Here is an 18949-nt window from a genome sequence, read left to right as displayed (position 1 = left end):
TTATTACGCCTGAATGAAGTGTTTAGATGTACATAGCAAGAAAAAGCCGGATCTGGTAACACGGTTGCCCGGCTATGAACCGATCAGTATTTTTGGGAGGTTTGTCGTAATTAGCATTATTGCAGTTTTTATATTGCACTTCATTGCATACGTAACCAAAGTGCCGGCAGACTCCGACGTTAAAATTCCGTTTATTATTTACCTCGTGGTGATTTTGGCGTTTAACGCGGCTGCCGAGTTGCAAATTATCCTCGATAACATTTTAGAGCGATTTCTTCCGGTTCCTAAAAAAGTAAAATTGCGGCTTTTTCTGCAGGTTGCCGTCGGAATAATCTTTCTGTATGTGGCACACCGGGGAATCATGTATTTTGTTGAGCCAAAGCTTACGCTTGCAGATTCCCGTGCGGGAGTAATTATGGGAATGGTTACCGGTTTGGTATTTGTGCAAATGGTGGCAAATTCCTTAACGATTGCACGTTTTACACAAAAATGGCTCGATTCTCAGGAACAGATTGCCGAGATGAAGCGCGAGAAGTTACGCATGGATTATAACTCGTTACAAGATCAGTTAAATCCACACTTTCTGTTCAATAACCTGAGTGTGCTAAAATCGCTGATTATTTACGATCAGGAAGTGGCCGTGGAATTTACCGAAAACTTTACCGACGTTTATCGTTACGTGTTACAAAGCAAAGACAAACGACTGGTTAAGTTAAACGATGAACTGGATTTTATGAAAGCCTACATTGCCTTGCATAAAGAACGGTTAGGTGAAGGAATTCATGTTGAAACCAATGTGTCGGGCGATAATAAAGACCGGGAAATTGCACCTTTAACCGGGCAGTTGTTAATTGAAAATGCAATTAAGCACAACATAACAAGTAGAGAAGAACCGCTTGAAATACAGGTTTACATTGAAGAGGATTGTTTGGTGGTTGCCAATAGTCTGAATCGCCGGGCTGCTTCTTACTCAACCAAAACCGGATTAAAGAACCTGGTGAAACGTTACGAGATATTAACTGAAAAAGAAATTGTGGTTCAATACGATGAGAAACGTTTTGAAGTGAAAGTTCCTTTGTTGTGAATGCGATTTGAGTTACATAAAAAGTAATTTTAATCTCGGATATTGCGCCGCAGAATTGAGCGGATAAAGCTTAAAATGAATTAAAAAGGGGAAAAGTGAGAGTAATAATTGTTGAAGACGAACTTCATAACTATCGTTTGTTACGCGGGATGGTTGAAAAACTTCGCCCCGACTGGCAAATAGTTGAATGGTTTGAAAGTGTAAAAAGTTCGGTTGCCTGGCTACAAAGCAATCCTGCACCCGACATCATTTTCATGGATATTCAGCTAACCGATGGTATTAGTTTCTCCATTTTCGACCAGGTGGATGTTGAAAGTATGGTGATTTTTACAACTGCTTACGACGAATATGCCCTGCGCGCTTTTCAGGTAAACAGTATCGACTATTTGCTTAAACCGATTAAAGAAGATAAACTGCGTTTGGCCATCGAAAAATTCGAGCACATGGTTCAGGCCAATAGCAAACAGGGAAAGGACACACCCGATTATAAAGAATTATTACAGGCAATTACTTCAGGGGAGAAAAGGTATCGCAAGCGGTTTTTAATTAGCGGGGCCACCTCGTATTTTAAACTCGATATTGATGATGTGGCGTGGTTTCACACCGAAAACAGGGTTACAACAGCAGTTACTTTTAAGGGAAAAGATCATGTAATTGACTTGACTATTGAAAAGCTGGAAGAACAGCTTGATCCAGATCTTTTTTTCCGGACAAACAGGAGCTCGATCGTAAATATTAATGCGATCCGAAAATTTGAAAACCATTTTGGGGGGAAACTTATTTTGCGTTTGATTCCTCCTTTTGATGAACCAATTACAATAAGCCGTTTAAAAGCTACCGAATTTAAAGAATGGGTAGGGAAATAAACGATTAAGAGGTACAATCTATAAGATTAATATATATTTGTCAGTTTAACCAGAGCAAGAATGAAGCAAAGAGATCAGTTATACGCGGAAGCAATTGCAATGATTGAAGATGCCACTCCGCAGAAAGAAAGCATTTTGTATCACAACATTTATTCATTAAAAGTTAACGGAGGCTATCCTTTTTCATCACAAAAAGATGTGCATGAATTGGTTAATTTCTTAAATTCATGCGATTAAAACTGTTGAGTCTGAATTCCTCACGGGATGAAGATTTTTACCGTTTTTGCCATGAATAAAGAAATTAAATCAGCCTACCGACATGAAAAACACAAGACGCACTACTTGTCTCAAGATTTCTACAGCAATTTTTCTTGTGTTTGTTTCGGCTGTTTTTCCCGTCTATTCACAACAAATAAATAACAAGGATAAACCAAAGATTGGTTTAGTACTGAGTGGTGGTGGAGCCAAAGGCCTTGCCCACATTGGTGTGCTTAAAGTATTGGAAGAGGCCGGTATTAGTCCCGATATTATTACCGGAACCAGTATGGGAGGTATTATGGGAGGTTTGTACGCTGCAGGTTATACAGCCGAGGAACTTAGCGAGATTAACAAAAATGCCAATTGGGATTTGTTGTTGACCGATAAGGTGAGGCTGTTAAGTGTGGCGATGGACGAGAAAAATGAGACCAAAAAATACCTCTTCGAAATACCCATTCGCGATAAAAAGATCAATCTTCCGGCCGGTGTGATCGAAGGCCAACATCTTGAGGCATATTTCTCGGAATTATTGTGGCCGCTTACCGAAGAGGAAGATTTTAATCAACTCCCGGTTCCTTTTCATTGTATGTCGGTTGATATGATTTCTGGAGAAACCATTGAACACAGCTCGGGAGATTTGGTACAATCCATTCGTGCCAGCATGTCAATTCCAACTGTTTTTTCGCCCGTTAAAATGGATTCAATGCTGTTGGTTGACGGGGGTGTTGCACGGAATTTTCCGGTGCAGGAAGCCATTAATATGGGGGCGGATATAATTATTGGGGTTTATGTGGGATTTCAGGAAGATATTACCGCAAACGACATTGGTTCGATGACCGAAATTCTTCAACGGGCTATCGCCTTGGGAGGTATTGTCGACGCGAAAGAACAGTTTCCAAAATGTGATGTGTTGATCATTCCGGATTTGCGCGATTATTCTGCTGCCGATTTTATGAAAGGGCAAAATATTGAACAGATAGGAGAGGATGCTGCAAGGGCAAAAATTGAGGAAATCAATTCTTTGGTTGAGAAATACAACTTGAAATACACGGCCGTTGACCCAATCGGTAGACCCAAAAAAATTAAAATTACAGGTCTGGAAACAACTGGTCTGCAGTACCTGAGTGAGAATTTTGTACTCTCGAAATCGGGAATCGAAAAAGGCGATTCGGTAAGTTACAATGCTATTGAAGAGGCCATAAATTTTATGTATGGAACCAGACATTTTGGGAAACTTACCTATTCGTTAAAAAAGGACCAGGAGAATGATGGTTATATTCTTGTTTTTCACATCACAGAAACGCCCCGGGCAATGTTTAAACTCGCCCCTCAGTACGACGATGATCTGGGTGTTGGAATAACTACCAATTTTACTTTACGCAATATTATTGCCCCAGCAACACGTTTGTTGTTTTCGGTAAACATTGCTGAGAATCCGGGAATGGAGATTAAACTTAATAAATTTGTTGGCAAAAAACAGCGTCTGTCCGATTATTTCTTTATGGATTCTTATAGCTATAAACTTCCTTTTTACGACGCAGGGGACAGGCTTGGAACGTATAAAAGAGCCTATTTTGGAGGAGGCTACGGAATTGAATATTTATTTGGCCTGAATCACCAATTGGGAGGAAATGCTTTTTACAAATACAATCGGTTAACACCACACAAGGACCTTCGCGCGATATATCCTGAAGCCGATGTGGAATTCATGAAAGCACACGATTGGGGGTATCAGTTGTATTATAAGGTAAATACCACCGATGATCTCTATTTTCCGAAAAGGGGGATTAAATTTAATATAGGTTTTCAGCACATACTATCGGCAAACAGCGAGTTAAACCGCAATGCCATCGAGCCACGGAGCTATCTGATTGATGAAACAAATGAAGCATATGCAACCTTAACAATCGATCATAACTGGTACAAAACATTTGCGAAACGCTTTACTTATAATTTTGGTGTTGATGCCGGTTTTAGTGCAAAGGAATCAGGCACAAATGGTTTATTTATCTTGGGAGGATCGCAGTTTGGAGAAAGTAAATTAAACTTCAAAAATATGGCAGGCTTTAATTTAGCTGAGATCTACACCTACAATTATGCGATGGTAAAATCAGCATTAAATATCGAACTCTTATCGGGTTTGTATTTCTCTGCCAATGTAAATGTGGCTGCCACCGCTCATACCTACGAAGATTTGTTTGATGAGGTAACAAGTAATCCTTTTACCGACAATATTTTTGGTTACAGTTTTGGATTTAAGTACGAATCGATATTAGGCCCTATTCAATTAATGGTGTCGGAAAATAACCAGGATAACGAATCTCGATTTCATTTCACTGTTGGCTTCCCATTCTAACGTGTCTTTGTAAATTTGCAAACCGGGCAGCCTAAACCTCTTATTAATTGTTGTTGTGTAAATACGACATATTTAAAGGATTTTGGCATTTTCTGCAAAATCTTTATAATTTTAGTGCCTCTCAAAATAATCATCCCTGCATTTTGAGCAATTAAGTTGAATAAATAGTAATAATCAGTATAACTAACTAAAACAAAAAATCATGAAGAATAGAAGAGAGTTTCTAAGGATTTCTACAGCAGGTACTGTTGGTGTTTTGGCACTTGGTACTTATGCTTGTGGTTCGGGTGGTAAAAAACCTGCTGAGCAAGCGGCAGAAGTAGTAAAAGCGGCAACAGGAATGGGTCTTGGTCTGCAACTATACAGTATTCGCGATGCAATGGCTGCCGATGCGACTGGTTCGTTAAAGAAAATTGCCGACATGGGCTATAAATTTGTTGAAATGGCTTCGTATGCCGATGGCAAATTTTATGGCGTAGCACCAAAAGAATTCCAAAAAATGGTGGAAGACACAGGTATGAAAGTGGTTAGTAGCCACACTAGTGTTGAAGCTGAAGGAATTACTACTGCGAGCGCTCAGAAAATGGCCGATGCACATGCCGAAATTGGTGTAGAATATTGTGTTCAGCCTTGGATTGAAGAAAAAGATCGTAACATTGAAACATACAAAAAGATGATCGCTGAGTGGAATAAAGTTGGCGAGATCATGAAAAATGTAGGTATTCAGTTTGGTTATCACAACCATAATTTCGAGTTTAAACCAACTGACGGAATAGTACCTTACTATGATGTATTCCTGAAAGAAATGGATGCAGACCTGATTACTATGGAACTAGATTGTTATTGGGCAATGAAAGCAGGTCAGGATCCTGTTGAAATGTTCAATAAATATCCCGGACGTTTCCAGTTGCTTCACTTTAAAGGTATGGGTAAAGAGGTTGTAGAACCATTTTACACTGTAGACAAAGACGATATCGTTTCTGTTGGTGCCGGTGTTGCGGATTACAAAAGTATTTACGATGCACGTGAAACTGCCGGTTTGAAATACTTATTTGTTGAAGACGACAACCAGGGTAATGGAAAACCTTTTGAAGGTGTTAATGTAAGTATCGACAACGTTAAATCGAAAATTTTCGTTTAATCAATACTGAAAAGATATAGGACAGGCCGTTTATTTAAGCGGCCTGTTTTTTTGTCATAAAAAAAGCTTTGACCCAAATGATCAAAGCTTTTATTTAATTCAAAATAACTTTCATTTTCAGCTTTTTGGCTTTCTTATGAAGCCGAATGGAATTTGTAGAAACAGAAGTGGTAATGTCGATTTTAACGTTCCACACTGCACCTGTTTCCTGTAATTCCGGTTTTCCGTTCTTAAAATTGTCTTTCATTGTTTCTGTGGCTTTTATGCAATGTACGGAATTTTACAAATATTATGCCGAAAAAGGAGGTGATTTATCACCAGAACATTGTGAACAATAGCATTTTACTTGTTCCGCACTGCTTATTTAACAGCTTTTATAGTGTATCCGCGCTTTTCGATACTTTTCTCAATTTCTTCGATCGACACAGCAGAGGCGTTGTATTTTACAATGGCAGTGGAATCTGCAAGTGTCACTTTTGCGGTTTCTATCCCATCTAGGGTATTTATTCCCTTTTCAACCGAGGCTACACAGGCATCGCAATGTAACCCGCCAATATCAATAGTGGCCTCAACCAGTTGTTCGGGCGGTGCTACTTCGGTACTTTTTTGTGTTCCTGAATTACAGGCAACAAAACCTATCAGGGCAAGTAGATAAAAGAGTTTCTTCATGGTATTTTTTGTTTTTATGTGATCTTATCGAATAACCGGAGCAAGGATCTGTTTGTTTTCTTCGCTGGCGGCTCCCATAACTGTTTTTACTTTGCTGCCCATAAATCTCGAGAAAAGTCCCGAGTTCAGCATCGAAACATAGGTTTTCCCATTACGTTCGTAAACGGCCACTCTGCATGGCATCAGCGCCGAAACAACACGTTCCTGATCGCTGCTTAAAATCTTGTAAGCATGATCGGGTTTGCACAACGAAAAAACTTTAACAGGTTTTACTTCAAAACCGTGTTTTTTCATGGTTGCCTGCAGATCGTATAAATGCGGCATACTCCAATTGTTATCTTTCGCCGATTGTTCAATTGCAGCAACTGTTTCGTCAAATCCCAGTTTACTCTCGTTAACTACAAACATTTGTTTTGGTAGAATAACCACTATCATAATAATGGTGAAGAGTATTCCTACTATCAATCCGGTTAAAAACATAGTTAATCCTTTCATTATTAGTTTTGTTAATTTAAGGAAAAAACAACCAAGAGTAAACTTTTGTTTGATAGATTTGATTGATGGGGCTTAAAAGTTTGGAAAGAAAAGAGGGAACCACTCTTTTGAATGATCCCCTCGCTTTATGTTGAAGTTAGTTTTAATATAATCCTTCAATAGATAAATAGCGCTCGCCGTGGTCGTAGGAAAAAGTAAGAATCCGCGATCCTTTTGGCAGTTCTTTAATCTTTTTGGCAACTGCTGCCAACGAAGCACCCGATGAGATACCAACAAACAATCCTTCCTGTTTTGCTGCTTTTTGAGCATACTCAAAAGCTTCGTCTTTGCTGATTTCTATTGTTCCGTCAAGAATTTCGGTATTCAGGTTTTTTGGAATAAATCCGGCACCAATTCCCTGAATTCCGTGAGGGCCTGGAGCTTTTCCTCCAATAACCGGACTGGTATCCGGCTCAACGGCAATAACTTTCAAGTTCGGGAATTTAGCTTTTAAAACTTCAGCAACACCGGTAATGTGACCGCCGGTTCCAACACCGGTAATCAGGTAATCAAATCCTTCAGGGAAGTCAGCCAGAATTTCCTGCGCGGTAAAATCGCGGTGTACTTCAACGTTAGCCGGATTATTAAACTGAAGTGGAATCCAGGCGTTATCTATTTCCTCCGCCAGTTCTTCGGCTTTGGCAATGGCACCTTTCATTCCTTTTTCTTTTGGTGTTAATTCCAACTCCGCACCAAATGCCTTTAAAGCTCTTCTTCTTTCCAACGACATCGATTCAGGCATGGTAAGAATTAAACGGTAACCTTTTACGGCAGCCACCAAAGCCAGCCCGATTCCGGTATTTCCGGAAGTTGGTTCAATAATCACCGAACCTTCCTTCAAAATGCCTTTTTTCTCCGCATCTTCTACCATCGACAGCGCAATACGGTCCTTAATACTTCCACCCGGATTTGTTTTTTCAACTTTCACCCAAACTTCGTAGTCCTCGGGGTAGAGACGATTGATTTTTACATGTGGCGTGTTGCCAATGGTTTCCAAAATGTTTTTTGCTTTCATCTGATTTTAAAATTTTGAGTTATCTCGGTTAATAATTTTTAAACAAAAAAAAGGCCTTTCCGTTCATGGAAAGGCCTCGTATAATCTTGCAATTAAGTTCAAGTTAATACACTACAACACCTTTCCCGTTTTGCAGGAAACAACAACACATCATCATATTGTTACCGGTGTTTTTCATACTATTAAAATTGTTTGTTTTTAATTGTATAGTATGGAACTCGCACTTGTATTAATCATCCTGTATGGAACAATTATTAATGCTCGTTTCATATTGAGTGCAATATAAATAATTTTAATTGATTCTAAATAAGAAATATGAAAAAAATCATGTTTTCCGCTCTTTGTTAAGAAATCTGACTTTTAGTGATACTCTCACTTTGAGTGAGGGTATCACTAATTTTAAGCATTAGCCTTTATACCGAAGCCACTTAATCAGTTCTTTAATATTTACCTTTTTACCGTACATCAGCAGTCCGATGCGGTAGATTTTGGCAGCTGCCATAATGCAGACAATGGTTGTAAGAACTAAAAGTCCCATTGAAAGTAACAGTTCCCAAAGCGGTAGATCGTATGGAACACGTGCCATCATTGCCACAGGCGAAGTGAACGGAATAATTGAACACCAGAATGCCAGTGCCCCTTCCGGATTTTTAGCGATCGGAAACAGCAACATAATCGACAGTATCAACGGGAAAGTTACAGGGAAAACCATTTGTTGCGAATCTTCATCGTTATCCACGGCAGCACCAACCGCACCTAACAACGCACTGTACAACAAATAACCACCAAGGAAGTAGAACACAAAAGAAAACAGAATGAGCGGCAGGTTTAAATTTCCGATCATTTCCATTGCTTCAGTTACTTGATTTGGCTGTGCCGCCTGCATTGCCGCCGGATTCATTTGTCCTTGCGACTCCATGATACTTTGCCCCATTTGCTGAGCAGTATCCGGACTCAAAAAGAAACTTTGTACCACCACCAAACCGATACCGCCCAAAATTACCCAGATTGCAACCTGGGTTAGGCCAACCAAAGCTGTACCGATAATTTTTCCGGCCATTAGCTGGCTGGGTTTCACCGATGAAATGATTACCTCTATAATGCGACTTTTCTTTTCTTCCATCACACTGCGCATAACCATGGCACCATACATAAACACAAAGAAATAAATGATGAGGCCCATCGCATAACTCGCAATAAAAGCCACAACCGACGAACTTTTCTTTGTTTCGCCCGACTGCGATATTTTTAGTGTACTAAGGTTTACGCTGGTTTGCGTGTGGCTGAGTCGCTCTTCCAAATCGGGGATGCCCGATTCTGCAATAACTTTTTGTCGTTTATCATTCTCGATAAATCGGCTGAGTTTGCGTTCAATTTGTTCGGAGAGTTCAAGCGGCAGCTGTTTCTCCGAGAAAAGTTGCGCCTGATTATTCGAATAAATATCGGAAGGGATAAACAGAAGTCCGTAATAGCCACTGCCTTTCAGGTTGGTTTTTAATGATGCATATTCCTCCTTCGGAATAAAATGATAGCTGGTTGTTCCTGCATCACTAAATTCGCCGAGAAATAAATTGGTGGCATCGTACACCGCAATGGTACGTTCTTCGGTATCGTCTTTAATCGAGAAATAAATTACCAGTCCGTATACCCCGGCAATTAAAAACGGCATGAGGATGGTTAATATGATGAACGATTTCTTTTTTACCCGTTTCAGGTATTCTTGTTTTAATATAAGTAATGTGCTGCTCATGTTAGCTTGTTTAGATTTTGTTCGACTCTTCAACGGCTTTAATAAATACGTCGTTCATGCTTGGAATAAGTTCCTCGAACGACATAATCTCGGCGGCCGGCATAATGGCCGATAACAGCTCGTTATTCGATTTCCCGTTCAAGTATTGCACTTTAAGGGTGTTTCCTTTTTCCGACTCATCGTGACTGATGATTTTGTAATCGGTTCCCAATGCCAGGTCAACATTTCTGAATTCGCCTCTGTACTTTATGTCGAAAATGTTGGTTTTATATTTCATTCGGATCTCGTTGGTAGGTCCGTCTTCAATCTTTTTCGATTTGTTGATCAGCGCAATGTGGTCGCACAATTCTTCAACTGATCCCATGTTGTGAGTCGAGAAAATAATGGTGGCACCTTCTGCTTTCAGATTCAGTATTTCCTTTTTTAGCAAGTTGGCATTTATCGGGTCGAAACCGCTGAAAGGTTCATCAAAAATCAACAGTTTAGGCTGATGAACAACAGTGGTAATAAACTGAACTTTTTGCTGCATTCCTTTTGATAGCTCTTCCACTTTTTTGTTCCACCATGGCATGATATCGAATTTCTCGAACCACTTTTTCAGGTTATTCGATGCATCGCGGTATGACATACCTTTCAACTGAGCCAGGTAAATTGCCTGCTCGCCAATCTTCATTTTCTTATACAGTCCACGTTCTTCGGGCAAGTAGCCAATTTGCGAAATGTCCGTTCGGTTCATCTTTTTACCGTTCAGAAAAATTTCACCGCTGTCGGGTGCCGTAATCTGATTTATGATGCGGATGAGGGTGGTTTTACCCGCTCCGTTAGGGCCAAGCAAGCCAAAAATGCTTTGTTCTTTCACCGAAATGCTAACATTGGTTAAGGCCTGCGTGCTGGCAAAAACCTTGTTTACATCGCGCGCTTCGAATAATTCCATATTTCTTTTAATTGAATAGTAAGATATAACCCGTGCAAATTACAGGTTTGGTTTTAATTATTCCTAAAGAAAACCTGAAAATGCGGCCTTTTGAAAGAAATATCGGCGAATGGGGATTATTAAGGGATAAACCGGAAATATTGAATCTGTTTTCTCAATTAATCCGGATGGAATTGTTTCCCGGCAACAAGGAATAATCGTTCGGCAGTAAAGAATCATAGATATTCTCTAAGGAATGATGATTATTTCATAGGGAATCTTTATGATTCCAATTGGAATTATCCTTCTTCACTGTGGAATTGTGTTAAAGCTACATGGAATCATAGATGTTCTATTTGGAATCAAAGTAATTCTATAGAGAATATCTATGATTCCAGAAGGAATTAACCTTCGGCGTGGCATCCAAGACCACTAAAACTCTTGCTTTAAAAATGGTGCTGAATACTTTCTTCCAGATAAGGATGATTTTTCGGAACCAAACTGGATTTGGTAAGCGTTGTGCCAACTACCCACGAAAATAATCCTGCATAACCCAGAAAAGTACCGATCTCGAGTATGCCAAACTTAGCTTCATGAACCGTTGCCGGCCAGATAATGTAATAGAGTTCGGTGTATTGTCCGATCATTAGAAGAATGATTACCGGAATCATAAATAGTTTGCTTCTTGAACTTTTTCGTGGCATCAGTACCAAAAACGGGATGCCCCAGTTGATAACGATATTGGCAAAGAACAGGATCTTGTAAACGCCGTGCCAGCGGTGAACAAAGTACGATGTTTCTTCCGGAATATTTCCGTACCAGATTAACATGAATTCGGCAAAATTGAAGTAGCCCCAAACAATGCTCGACATAAAAATATAACGGGTAAAATCGTGCAAATGGCTGTGGTTAAGCAAGGGGAATTTCCCTTGCTTTGATAGTATAATTACAATCAGAGCAATTATTGATGAGGCGTGCAGAACACCCGCCATAAAACTTCTTCCGGCAAACATGGTACTGAACCAGTGTGGCTCGAGCGACATCAGCATATCAACAGAGAACAGGCTGAATGAAAGGGCCAGCACAAAAATGAAAATCTTGGAATAGAACTCGGATTTTTCGAAATAAAGCATGCCACCAACCTCGTCTTCTTTTAGCGAGAATTTGCGTAACACTTTCGAAAGAATGATCCACGCGGCAAAAAATACAACTACCCGTGCAAAAAAGAACGGTACATTTAAATATGGCGATTTGTGCTGCAAAATATGATCGTGAGAAACAACCTCGTGGTGTGTCCATTCGAAAACTGAGTGCATTCCAAAATACAGGATGAGGAAGAATACCGCTGCAAACGGTAGATAAGCAACCATGGCTTCGGGCACACGTTTAAACATAGCCGACCAGCCCGATTGTGTAATGTACTGGATGGCTGCAAAAAAGGCGGCGCCAATCGCCAGCGACACAAAATAGTAGTTGTTTAAAAGATAGTTTGCCCAAGTGCGCTCGGCGTCGAAAACAAAACCCAGTGCAAACGAAATCACACCAACAGCCATCAGCGCGTAAGTGAGTATTTTAAACTTATTGGAAAGTGTTAATCGGTCTTCCATATTTTGTTCCTTTTAATTCTTCATCTGTTCTTTATTCCTTCATTCCGAACTTGTTTCGGAATCTCTCGAAGATGCTGAATCCGTCAGCTGACGGGCAGCATGACGTTCTTAATTTTGTAATACCTCTTTTACGTACATGGCTATTTTCCAGCGATCGTCCGGTTTGATCATAGAACCGTGCTCGCCCATAATTCCATGGCCCACTGTGATTACGTGGTAAATGTCTCCTTCAGGATTAGCCAGCATTTTTTCGCTCAGCAAACTTGCCGGTGGATACGTATATTTCTTGCGTACATACAACGATCCTTGTCCATCGCCCTTTTCTCCATGGCATTGCATACAATAAATACCGTACATTTTTTCACCACGTTGCAGGTTCTCTTTGTTTGGCTCCAAATTGTTTATCAGTGTGGTAGCAGCCAGTGCTCGGTCTTCATCTGTTTTTTGGTAGGCATAAGGAACCTTACCACGTGGAATTGTTCCCGCAACAGGTGGTTGCATGGTTTTTCCGTCGGCAAAATTTGGGTTGGGTGTGTAACTCTCGTATGCCGGCGAGGTAACCATATCATCGAAATACTGCCAGCCTGTAGTTCGGCGGTTGTAATCACATGAAGAAAAGGCAAAAAGCAAAAGGCAAAAGGCAAAAAACCTGAGAACTTCTTTTTGTCTTCTTTGAATCTTTTTATTTTTTTTGATTTTATTGCTCATAGCTCAAAATCTATTTATTCAATTTTACCATGTTCTGTGAGAATCGATTTTACTGACTCGCTGTCGTTTGCAATTCCGGCTTCGTCGAAAACCATAACAAACTTATCGTCAGTAGCCCGCTCGTGAAAGATCTCTGCTTTTTTGCCGGGAAATACTTTCGCACGTGCCGAAAAAGTAAAAAGCGTAAGCAGTGTTATGGAAAGAATGGTAGCCACAATCGTTACCACAATAAACGACGGGAATGCATTAAACGGCTTTCCTCCGTAGTGCAAAGGCCAGCTAATTGAGGCAGCGTAAGTCAGAAACCCAAGAATACCCAGCGCGGCAAACAATCCGTAAAAGAATGCTGCATGCGTAATGCGCGTTTTTATGGGCATTCCCTCCAATATTTCGTGTACCGGATACGGCGTGTAAACCTCAACCGGCATTACTCCTTTGTCTTTTAATTTTTCAAAGGCATCAACTAAAGTTGCTTCGTCGTCAAAAACGCCAAGGATATATTTTTTACTCATGACTTTTTGCTTTTAGTTGTCCGTTATTTGGTTTGTCGAATTTTGCCACACTTTTTAATTCAGAAATGGCAATCATTGGAATATAGCGGAAGAACAACAGTACTCCGGCCAAAAACATTCCGAGTGTACCGACAAAGAATCCTATTTCAACATATGTAGGCGAGTAATTTGCCCATGCGGCAGGAAGATAGTCGCGGCTAAGCGTGGTAACCACAATGTTAAAACGCTCGAACCACATACCGATATTGATGATGATGGAAATAATGAATACGATCCACATGCGTTTGCGCACAGCCTTAAACCAGAACAACTGCGGAATCACAGCGTTGGCTGTAAACATTGCCCAAAACTGGAACGCATAATCGCCAAATAATCGGTTTTTGAAGAACATGTAAGTTTCATATTCCGAAGCTGAATACCAGGCAATAAAGATTTCGGTCATATAGGCAGTACCCATAATCAGTGAAATAAATATCAGGATCCGGCAAACCGCATCAACGTGTCGGTCGGTAATAAAATCATTCATATTGTATAATCCGCGCATCGTGATAACCAGAGTCAGCACCATGGCAAATCCCGAGAAAATTGCTCCAATTACAAAGTAAGGTGGAAAAATAGTGGTGTGCCATCCGGCTTGTACCGAAACCGCAAAGTCGGTAGATACAATCGAGTGTACCGAAACTACTAATACTGCGGCAATTCCACCCAATACAAAACTCAGGCCTTCAAAACGTAGCCACTCGCGGCTCGAACCTGTCCAACCAAAGGCAAAAAACCCATAAACCGCCTTTTTAATTTTCGATTTTGCCGTATCACGAATGGTTGCAAAATCAGGCACCATTCCGAAATACCAGAAACTTGCTGAAATAAGCAGGTAAGCTGAAATGGCCACAAAGTCCCAGAAAAGAGGTGAGTTAAAATTCACCCAAAGCGGACCGCGCGTATTCGGATACGGGAAAATAAAGAAAAACAACCACGGACGCCCCATGTGTAACAGTGGGAAAAGGCTGGCACAGAAAACGGCGACAACGGTCATTGCTTCTGCTGCACGGTTAATGGCAGTTCTCCATTTCTGCCTTAAAATGAGCAGGAAAATGGAAAATGCGGTTCCGGCATGTCCGATTCCGATCCACCAAACAAAGTTGATGATGGCCCAACCCCAGGCTACCGAGTTGTTCACTCCCCAGGTACCAATTCCGGTTGAAACGGTAATGTATTTGCAATACAAACCAAATCCGAACATACCCAAACTCACCAGCATGGCAGCATACCACCACAGCGGCGTTTTGGCGTGAATGGGTGCTAATATCTCCTTCGATATCTGGCTGAACGACTTGTCGCCATCAATTAGCTTTCCCCTTACGGCTGAATTATACATAGGCGTTTATGCTTTTTTGTTTCTTACTTTAGTTAAATAACCTACCGATGGCAGGGTGTGCAATTCTTCCAGCAAATGGTAATTGCGCTCGTTTTTAAACAGCTTGTTGATTTTGCTTTTTGGATCGTTCACATCGCCAAAAACCAGCGCATCGGCCGGACAAGATTGAACACAGGCCGGTTGTACTTCGCCGTCTTTTAACATTCTGCCGGCAACTTTTGCCTCCGCCTTTTTCTCCTGAATACGTTGTACGCAGAACGAGCATTTTTCTACCACTCCACGCGAACGAACTGTAACATCCGGATTAAGAACCATACGTCCCAAGTCGCTGTTTGATGCATAATCGAATTCCGGATTTTGAACGTATTGGAACCAGTTAAAACGACGTACTTTATACGGGCAGTTGTTCACACAATATTTGGTTCCTACGCATCGGTTGTAAGCCATTTGGTTCAAACCTTCCTCGCTGTGTGGAGTTGCCGAAACCGGACAAACATTTTCGCACGGTGCATTGTCGCAATGCTGGCACATTACCGGCTGATGATACACATCCGGATTTTCTGCATCGTTTGAGAAATAACGGTCAATACGAATCCAGTGCATGATCCGGCGGTTGCGAACCTGTTCTTTTCCGATTACCTGAACGTTGTTTTCAGCCTGGCACGAGATGGAACAGTTTCCGCATCCTACGCAACTTCCCAAATCGACTGCCATTGCCCAATGGTGACCTTTAAATTCCTGCTCGGGATACATCGAAACGTGGTGTTCCAGATGCTCCTCACGGATTTCATTGCCCGAAGCCGGATCAAGTAGCCATTTATCGAAATTGGTTTCACGAACAATTGGCCTGCCTTCCATCGAATGATGTGTTTGCGACAGCGCCAGCTCGAAAGTTTTTGTTGTGGTCTGCACATCAGCACCACCCAGCCAAAGTTGTTTGGCGTTGTTTTGTATCGATGCCAGTGCATACATATTTTTACCAACACCGTCGCCAACTTTCCCGGCAACTTCGCGGCCGTAACCCAATGCTACCGAAATGGTGCCAGGTGCTTGTCCGGGCTGCACAAAAACCGGCATTTCAATTCCGTTTATGGTAATCACCGATTCATTCTGAAGGCCATTTTCTTCGGCCCATTTCACGGGGACCGCAGCAAAGTTATCCCAGCTGATTTTCGCAACGGGATCGGGCAGTTCCTGCAACCACGGGTTGTTGGCAGAACTTCCGTCTTTCAGCGCCACACTTTGGTAGAAAACAATTTCCCATCCCTGAGATTCAGCTCCGCCAAGTTGTAAGGCATTTTCTAATCCATTTTCACTGTATACAGGTGCTTCTGCAATTATCTCTGTTTCGAAAACACCTTTTTGCAAGGCATCGTTCCAGAATAATCGTGAATCGGAATATTTTGATTGCAAGCCGGTGAAGTTCTCTTCCCAGTTTGCTTTTAAAAGTTCGTAATAATTAGGTTGCTCTTCGCCGGCCCATTTTAGCAGCGTTTCCTGAACTTGTCTACTATCAAAAAGTTTTGATATCGTAGGTTGCGACAAGCTGAAAAGTCCTTTTTTCGGCTCCGCATCGTTCCACGCTTCGAGGTAGTGTGGGGCAGGGCACACCCAATGACAGGCTGCTGTTGTCTCATCTTTTCTATCAGAAAACGAAACTGACAGCTCGGCTCCGGAAATCAGCTCTTTTAGTTCTTGTCCTTTTGGATGGTTGTAAACTGGATTTACGCCCCAGCAAAGCACTCCGGCAATTTCTTTGTTTTTTAATCGGGCAAATACTTTTTCAAATTCAGCATCAATAGCCTGATGCGTGTTTAATGTCCGGTCAAATAAAATCGTTGAACCGTAATTCCCCAAAAGATTATTGATTGCATTTACAATCAATTGAATGTTTACATCGTTGCTTCCCGAAATGACCAGCGATTTTCCTTCGTTTGCCAACAGATCTTCAGCCAGTCCTGTTACATCAACCGGACTACCGGGAGCTGCAATAGTCATAAAACCTTTTGCCTGCAACAATTGATAATACAGTGCTGTTAAAATCGTCTTTTCTTCAGACGGTTTTATCGGTACGCGAACATCAGCATTTGAACCTGTCAAAGTCATTCCCGACTCGAACTGATAATGACGGCTCATTTCGTCGCCTTTGTCCAGCACTCTTCTTCCGGCTGCATAAGCTTTTGTATATTCAGTTGAAGAAAGCCAGGTGCCTAAAAAGTCGGCGCCAAAACTGGCAATTACTTTTGCACGCTCAAATCGATAGTCAGGAATCAAAGCTGTTCCGAAACTTTGCTGGTTGGCTTCCAATATTCCACTTGCCGAAACTGCATCGTATTTTACCCATTCAACATTGGAGTATTTTTCCTGAAAGCCTGCAATTACTTTTTTTGTTGTTGGCGAAATTATGCTTGACGTGAGCAGAACGACTTTTTTATTGTCACTATTTAGTTGCTCTAACTTTTTTGTGATGTAGCTGTCAACTTCTTCCCAATTTGTTGCTTCGCCTCTTTTTAGTGGTGTTTTAAAACGAGCGTCATCATATAAATCCAAAACCGATGCCTGAACACGAGCAGAAGTACCTTTTTGTGAAACTGATGAAAGATCGTTGCCTTCAATTTTAATGGGGCGTCCGTCGCGCACTTTTACCAAAACACTGCAATATTCGTTGGCTTCAAAATAGCTCGAGGCGTAATAGTTGGCCATCCCCGGTGTTACTTCTTCCGGCTTTACCAGGTACGGAATAGCTTTATCTACCGGCCTTTTACAGCTGGCTACAACTGCCGCAGCAGCAACGCTAAAACCAAAAGTTTTAAGAAAATCGCGACGCGATGAGCCGGAAGCCTTTTTCATTACGGCACGCTTAGCATCCAGTTCCAGTTTAACTTCGTTTTGCTTAAACTCAACCGGATTATTTAACTCGTCTAAACTTCTCCAATATTTTGTCATAGTTTGTTTGATTCTGCTTTAAACTTGAATAATTAATAGTGGCAGCGCATACAATCATTGGCGCCAATATCAACTGCTTTTACCGAGTCGATTGCTCCGGATTTTAATTCTTCGTGCAACTTCACGTAATGTTCGTAATAGCCATTATTTCCAAAATCTACTTCGGTATCGCGGTGACAGTTTACACACCAGCCCATCGAAAGGTCGCTGTGTTGCTGCATAATATCCATTTCATCGACCGGACCATGACATTGCATACAGTCGAGTTTGCCTGAGCCAACATGCACGGCATGACTGAAATAAACATGATCGGGCAGGTTGTGAATTCGTTTCCACTCGATTGAGTGTCCGTTCTCTGCGGCATCAACCACTTTTGCAATTTCAAACTTGCCACTGTTTGTACCTTCACGAATCAGAATATGGCAGTTCATACAAAGGTTTGTGGCAGGAATCCCCGCAGACTTACTTTGTTCAACCGTTGTGTGGCAGTACATACAATCGATTCCGTTTTCGCCGGCATGCACTTTATGCGAGAACTTTATGGGTTGATCGGGAGCGTAATTTTCCTGGCGGCCTAATTTAATGGCATCGGTAACAATCATTTTTACCTGCCAGCCAAAAGCGCCAAGCAATATTATCAGAGGAATGAATTTCAGTTTAATTTTTCGGATGAAGATCAGTTCAACGACCGCCCAGGTAATTAATAATCCAAGAAACAGGAACAGAATAAGATTGTAATGAGTTGGTTTTGGAACCGGAGTTCCCGTGTGCACCAAATCGTCTAAATAGATTTTTACAGTTTTCAGGTCTTCTTCCGAAATGTTGAAATTTACGTGCGATGCTTCCATTTTTACACCGACCGGATTCATTACCGAGGCTTGAAAAGCTTCAAAATCCTTGTCCACGAATTTCATTGCAATGTCCATTGCCGAAGGATTCCAGTTAAGTGTGTCAACCTGATTCAAATTATGACAAGAAACGCATGACGAATAATTACGATCGAAGGGTAATAATCCTTTGAAGAAACGTTCTCCACGTTTAACTTCTGCGTGCGAATGACCATCGGTAACAACAGATTCGGTGGAATCGGCATACAAATTATTGGATAGCAAAATACAGGTAACAAAAGCGAACAGGGATATGAAAATTTGCGTTTTTTTCATGAAACTTCCCCTAAAGAAGTGTTCTCTCATTCTGTTAAGTTTAGTATTA

Annotated in this window: 17 protein-coding genes; 5 read left to right on the top strand and 12 right to left on the bottom strand. The window is 41.2% G+C overall.

Going from position 1 to position 18949, the window contains the following annotated elements; translation table 11 throughout:
- Positions 1-13 precede the first annotated feature (13 nt).
- From SLH46_RS19975 to SLH46_RS19955, 5 genes are all read left to right on the top strand, one after another.
- Positions 14-1084 carry a sensor histidine kinase gene (locus SLH46_RS19975; protein ID WP_320282993.1) on the top strand — a complete coding sequence of 357 codons (1071 nt, stop codon included), beginning with the start codon at positions 14-16 and terminating at the stop codon, positions 1082-1084.
- Positions 1085-1179: 95 nt separating this feature from the next.
- Positions 1180-1950, top strand: a complete 771-nt coding sequence (locus tag SLH46_RS19970; RefSeq protein WP_320282992.1) for a LytR/AlgR family response regulator transcription factor — start codon at positions 1180-1182, stop codon at positions 1948-1950.
- Between the two features lie 60 nt (positions 1951-2010).
- Positions 2011-2187, top strand: coding sequence for a hypothetical protein (locus tag SLH46_RS19965; RefSeq protein WP_320282991.1), 177 nt, complete (start codon positions 2011-2013; stop codon positions 2185-2187).
- Positions 2188-2269: 82 nt separating this feature from the next.
- Entirely contained in the window at positions 2270-4564 is a 2295-nt protein-coding gene (locus tag SLH46_RS19960; protein ID WP_320282990.1) for a patatin-like phospholipase family protein, read from the top strand.
- Between the two features lie 202 nt (positions 4565-4766).
- Positions 4767-5705 (top strand): sugar phosphate isomerase/epimerase family protein, encoded by a 939-nt coding sequence (locus tag SLH46_RS19955; RefSeq protein WP_320282989.1) that lies wholly within the window; start codon positions 4767-4769, stop codon positions 5703-5705.
- 94 nt (positions 5706-5799) lie between these two features.
- Here the strand turns inward: SLH46_RS19955 and SLH46_RS19950 are convergent, their stop codons facing one another.
- From SLH46_RS19950 to SLH46_RS19895, 12 genes are all read right to left on the bottom strand, one after another.
- The gene (locus tag SLH46_RS19950; RefSeq protein ID WP_320282988.1) at positions 5800-5952 is read right to left on the bottom strand and encodes a hypothetical protein; all 153 of its coding nucleotides are present in this window, start codon (positions 5950-5952) and stop codon (positions 5800-5802) included.
- Positions 5953-6065: 113 nt separating this feature from the next.
- Positions 6066-6374 (bottom strand): heavy-metal-associated domain-containing protein, encoded by a 309-nt coding sequence (locus tag SLH46_RS19945; RefSeq protein WP_320282987.1) that lies wholly within the window; start codon positions 6372-6374, stop codon positions 6066-6068.
- A gap of 24 nt (positions 6375-6398) precedes the next feature.
- The gene (locus SLH46_RS19940; RefSeq protein ID WP_320282986.1) at positions 6399-6869 is read right to left on the bottom strand and encodes a DUF302 domain-containing protein; all 471 of its coding nucleotides are present in this window, start codon (positions 6867-6869) and stop codon (positions 6399-6401) included.
- Between the two features lie 142 nt (positions 6870-7011).
- A complete protein-coding gene (gene cysK / locus SLH46_RS19935) occupies positions 7012-7923 on the bottom strand; it encodes a cysteine synthase A (RefSeq protein ID WP_320282985.1) in 912 nt (303 codons plus the stop codon).
- A 406-nt stretch (positions 7924-8329) separates the two neighbouring features.
- The gene (locus SLH46_RS19930; protein ID WP_320282984.1) at positions 8330-9673 is read right to left on the bottom strand and encodes an ABC transporter permease; all 1344 of its coding nucleotides are present in this window, start codon (positions 9671-9673) and stop codon (positions 8330-8332) included.
- 10 nt (positions 9674-9683) lie between these two features.
- The gene (locus SLH46_RS19925; RefSeq protein WP_320282983.1) at positions 9684-10607 is read right to left on the bottom strand and encodes an ABC transporter ATP-binding protein; all 924 of its coding nucleotides are present in this window, start codon (positions 10605-10607) and stop codon (positions 9684-9686) included.
- Between the two features lie 425 nt (positions 10608-11032).
- A complete protein-coding gene (locus tag SLH46_RS19920) occupies positions 11033-12193 on the bottom strand; it encodes a hypothetical protein (RefSeq protein ID WP_320282982.1) in 1161 nt (386 codons plus the stop codon).
- A 108-nt stretch (positions 12194-12301) separates the two neighbouring features.
- Positions 12302-12901: a c-type cytochrome gene (locus tag SLH46_RS19915; RefSeq protein ID WP_320282981.1), complete on the bottom strand. Its 600-nt coding sequence runs from the start codon at positions 12899-12901 to the stop codon at positions 12302-12304.
- Between the two features lie 14 nt (positions 12902-12915).
- On the bottom strand, positions 12916-13413 hold the full coding sequence (locus SLH46_RS19910; protein ID WP_320282980.1) for a DUF3341 domain-containing protein: 498 nt from the start codon (positions 13411-13413) through the stop codon (positions 12916-12918).
- Entirely contained in the window at positions 13406-14791 is a 1386-nt protein-coding gene (gene nrfD, locus SLH46_RS19905; protein ID WP_320282979.1) for an NrfD/PsrC family molybdoenzyme membrane anchor subunit, read from the bottom strand. The genes SLH46_RS19910 and nrfD overlap by 8 nt, the downstream gene beginning before the upstream one ends.
- Positions 14792-14797: 6 nt before the next feature.
- Positions 14798-17737 carry a TAT-variant-translocated molybdopterin oxidoreductase gene (locus SLH46_RS19900; protein ID WP_320282978.1) on the bottom strand — a complete coding sequence of 980 codons (2940 nt, stop codon included), beginning with the start codon at positions 17735-17737 and terminating at the stop codon, positions 14798-14800.
- 32 nt (positions 17738-17769) lie between these two features.
- Positions 17770-18930, bottom strand: a complete 1161-nt coding sequence (locus SLH46_RS19895) for a cytochrome c3 family protein (RefSeq protein ID WP_320282977.1) — start codon at positions 18928-18930, stop codon at positions 17770-17772.
- Positions 18931-18949 lie beyond the last annotated feature (19 nt).

Origin of the sequence: Draconibacterium sp. IB214405, assembly GCF_033963885.1 — a bacterium.
GTDB lineage: Bacteria > Bacteroidota > Bacteroidia > Bacteroidales > Prolixibacteraceae > Draconibacterium.
This window is presented reverse-complemented; position numbering and strand designations above follow the sequence as displayed.

What these genes read in the sequence shown, in the direction of transcription:
- SLH46_RS19940 (WP_320282986.1), bottom strand. Translation starts at nt 6,869, where the DNA reads ATGAAAGGATTAACTATGTTTTTAACCGGATTGATAGTAGGAATACTC.
- SLH46_RS19915 (WP_320282981.1), bottom strand. Translation starts at nt 12,901, where the DNA reads ATGAGCAATAAAATCAAAAAAAATAAAAAGATTCAAAGAAGACAAAAA.
- SLH46_RS19955 (WP_320282989.1), top strand. Translation starts at nt 4,767, where the DNA reads ATGAAGAATAGAAGAGAGTTTCTAAGGATTTCTACAGCAGGTACTGTT.
- nrfD (WP_320282979.1), bottom strand. Translation starts at nt 14,791, where the DNA reads ATGTATAATTCAGCCGTAAGGGGAAAGCTAATTGATGGCGACAAGTCG.
- SLH46_RS19965 (WP_320282991.1), top strand. Translation starts at nt 2,011, where the DNA reads ATGAAGCAAAGAGATCAGTTATACGCGGAAGCAATTGCAATGATTGAA.
- SLH46_RS19930 (WP_320282984.1), bottom strand. Translation starts at nt 9,673, where the DNA reads ATGAGCAGCACATTACTTATATTAAAACAAGAATACCTGAAACGGGTA.
- SLH46_RS19950 (WP_320282988.1), bottom strand. Translation starts at nt 5,952, where the DNA reads ATGAAAGACAATTTTAAGAACGGAAAACCGGAATTACAGGAAACAGGT.
- SLH46_RS19920 (WP_320282982.1), bottom strand. Translation starts at nt 12,193, where the DNA reads ATGGAAGACCGATTAACACTTTCCAATAAGTTTAAAATACTCACTTAC.
- SLH46_RS19910 (WP_320282980.1), bottom strand. Translation starts at nt 13,413, where the DNA reads ATGAGTAAAAAATATATCCTTGGCGTTTTTGACGACGAAGCAACTTTA.
- SLH46_RS19975 (WP_320282993.1), top strand. Translation starts at nt 14, where the DNA reads ATGAAGTGTTTAGATGTACATAGCAAGAAAAAGCCGGATCTGGTAACA.
- SLH46_RS19895 (WP_320282977.1), bottom strand. Translation starts at nt 18,930, where the DNA reads ATGAGAGAACACTTCTTTAGGGGAAGTTTCATGAAAAAAACGCAAATT.
- SLH46_RS19900 (WP_320282978.1), bottom strand. Translation starts at nt 17,737, where the DNA reads ATGACAAAATATTGGAGAAGTTTAGACGAGTTAAATAATCCGGTTGAG.
- cysK (WP_320282985.1), bottom strand. Translation starts at nt 7,923, where the DNA reads ATGAAAGCAAAAAACATTTTGGAAACCATTGGCAACACGCCACATGTA.
- SLH46_RS19925 (WP_320282983.1), bottom strand. Translation starts at nt 10,607, where the DNA reads ATGGAATTATTCGAAGCGCGCGATGTAAACAAGGTTTTTGCCAGCACG.
- SLH46_RS19960 (WP_320282990.1), top strand. Translation starts at nt 2,270, where the DNA reads ATGAAAAACACAAGACGCACTACTTGTCTCAAGATTTCTACAGCAATT.
- SLH46_RS19945 (WP_320282987.1), bottom strand. Translation starts at nt 6,374, where the DNA reads ATGAAGAAACTCTTTTATCTACTTGCCCTGATAGGTTTTGTTGCCTGT.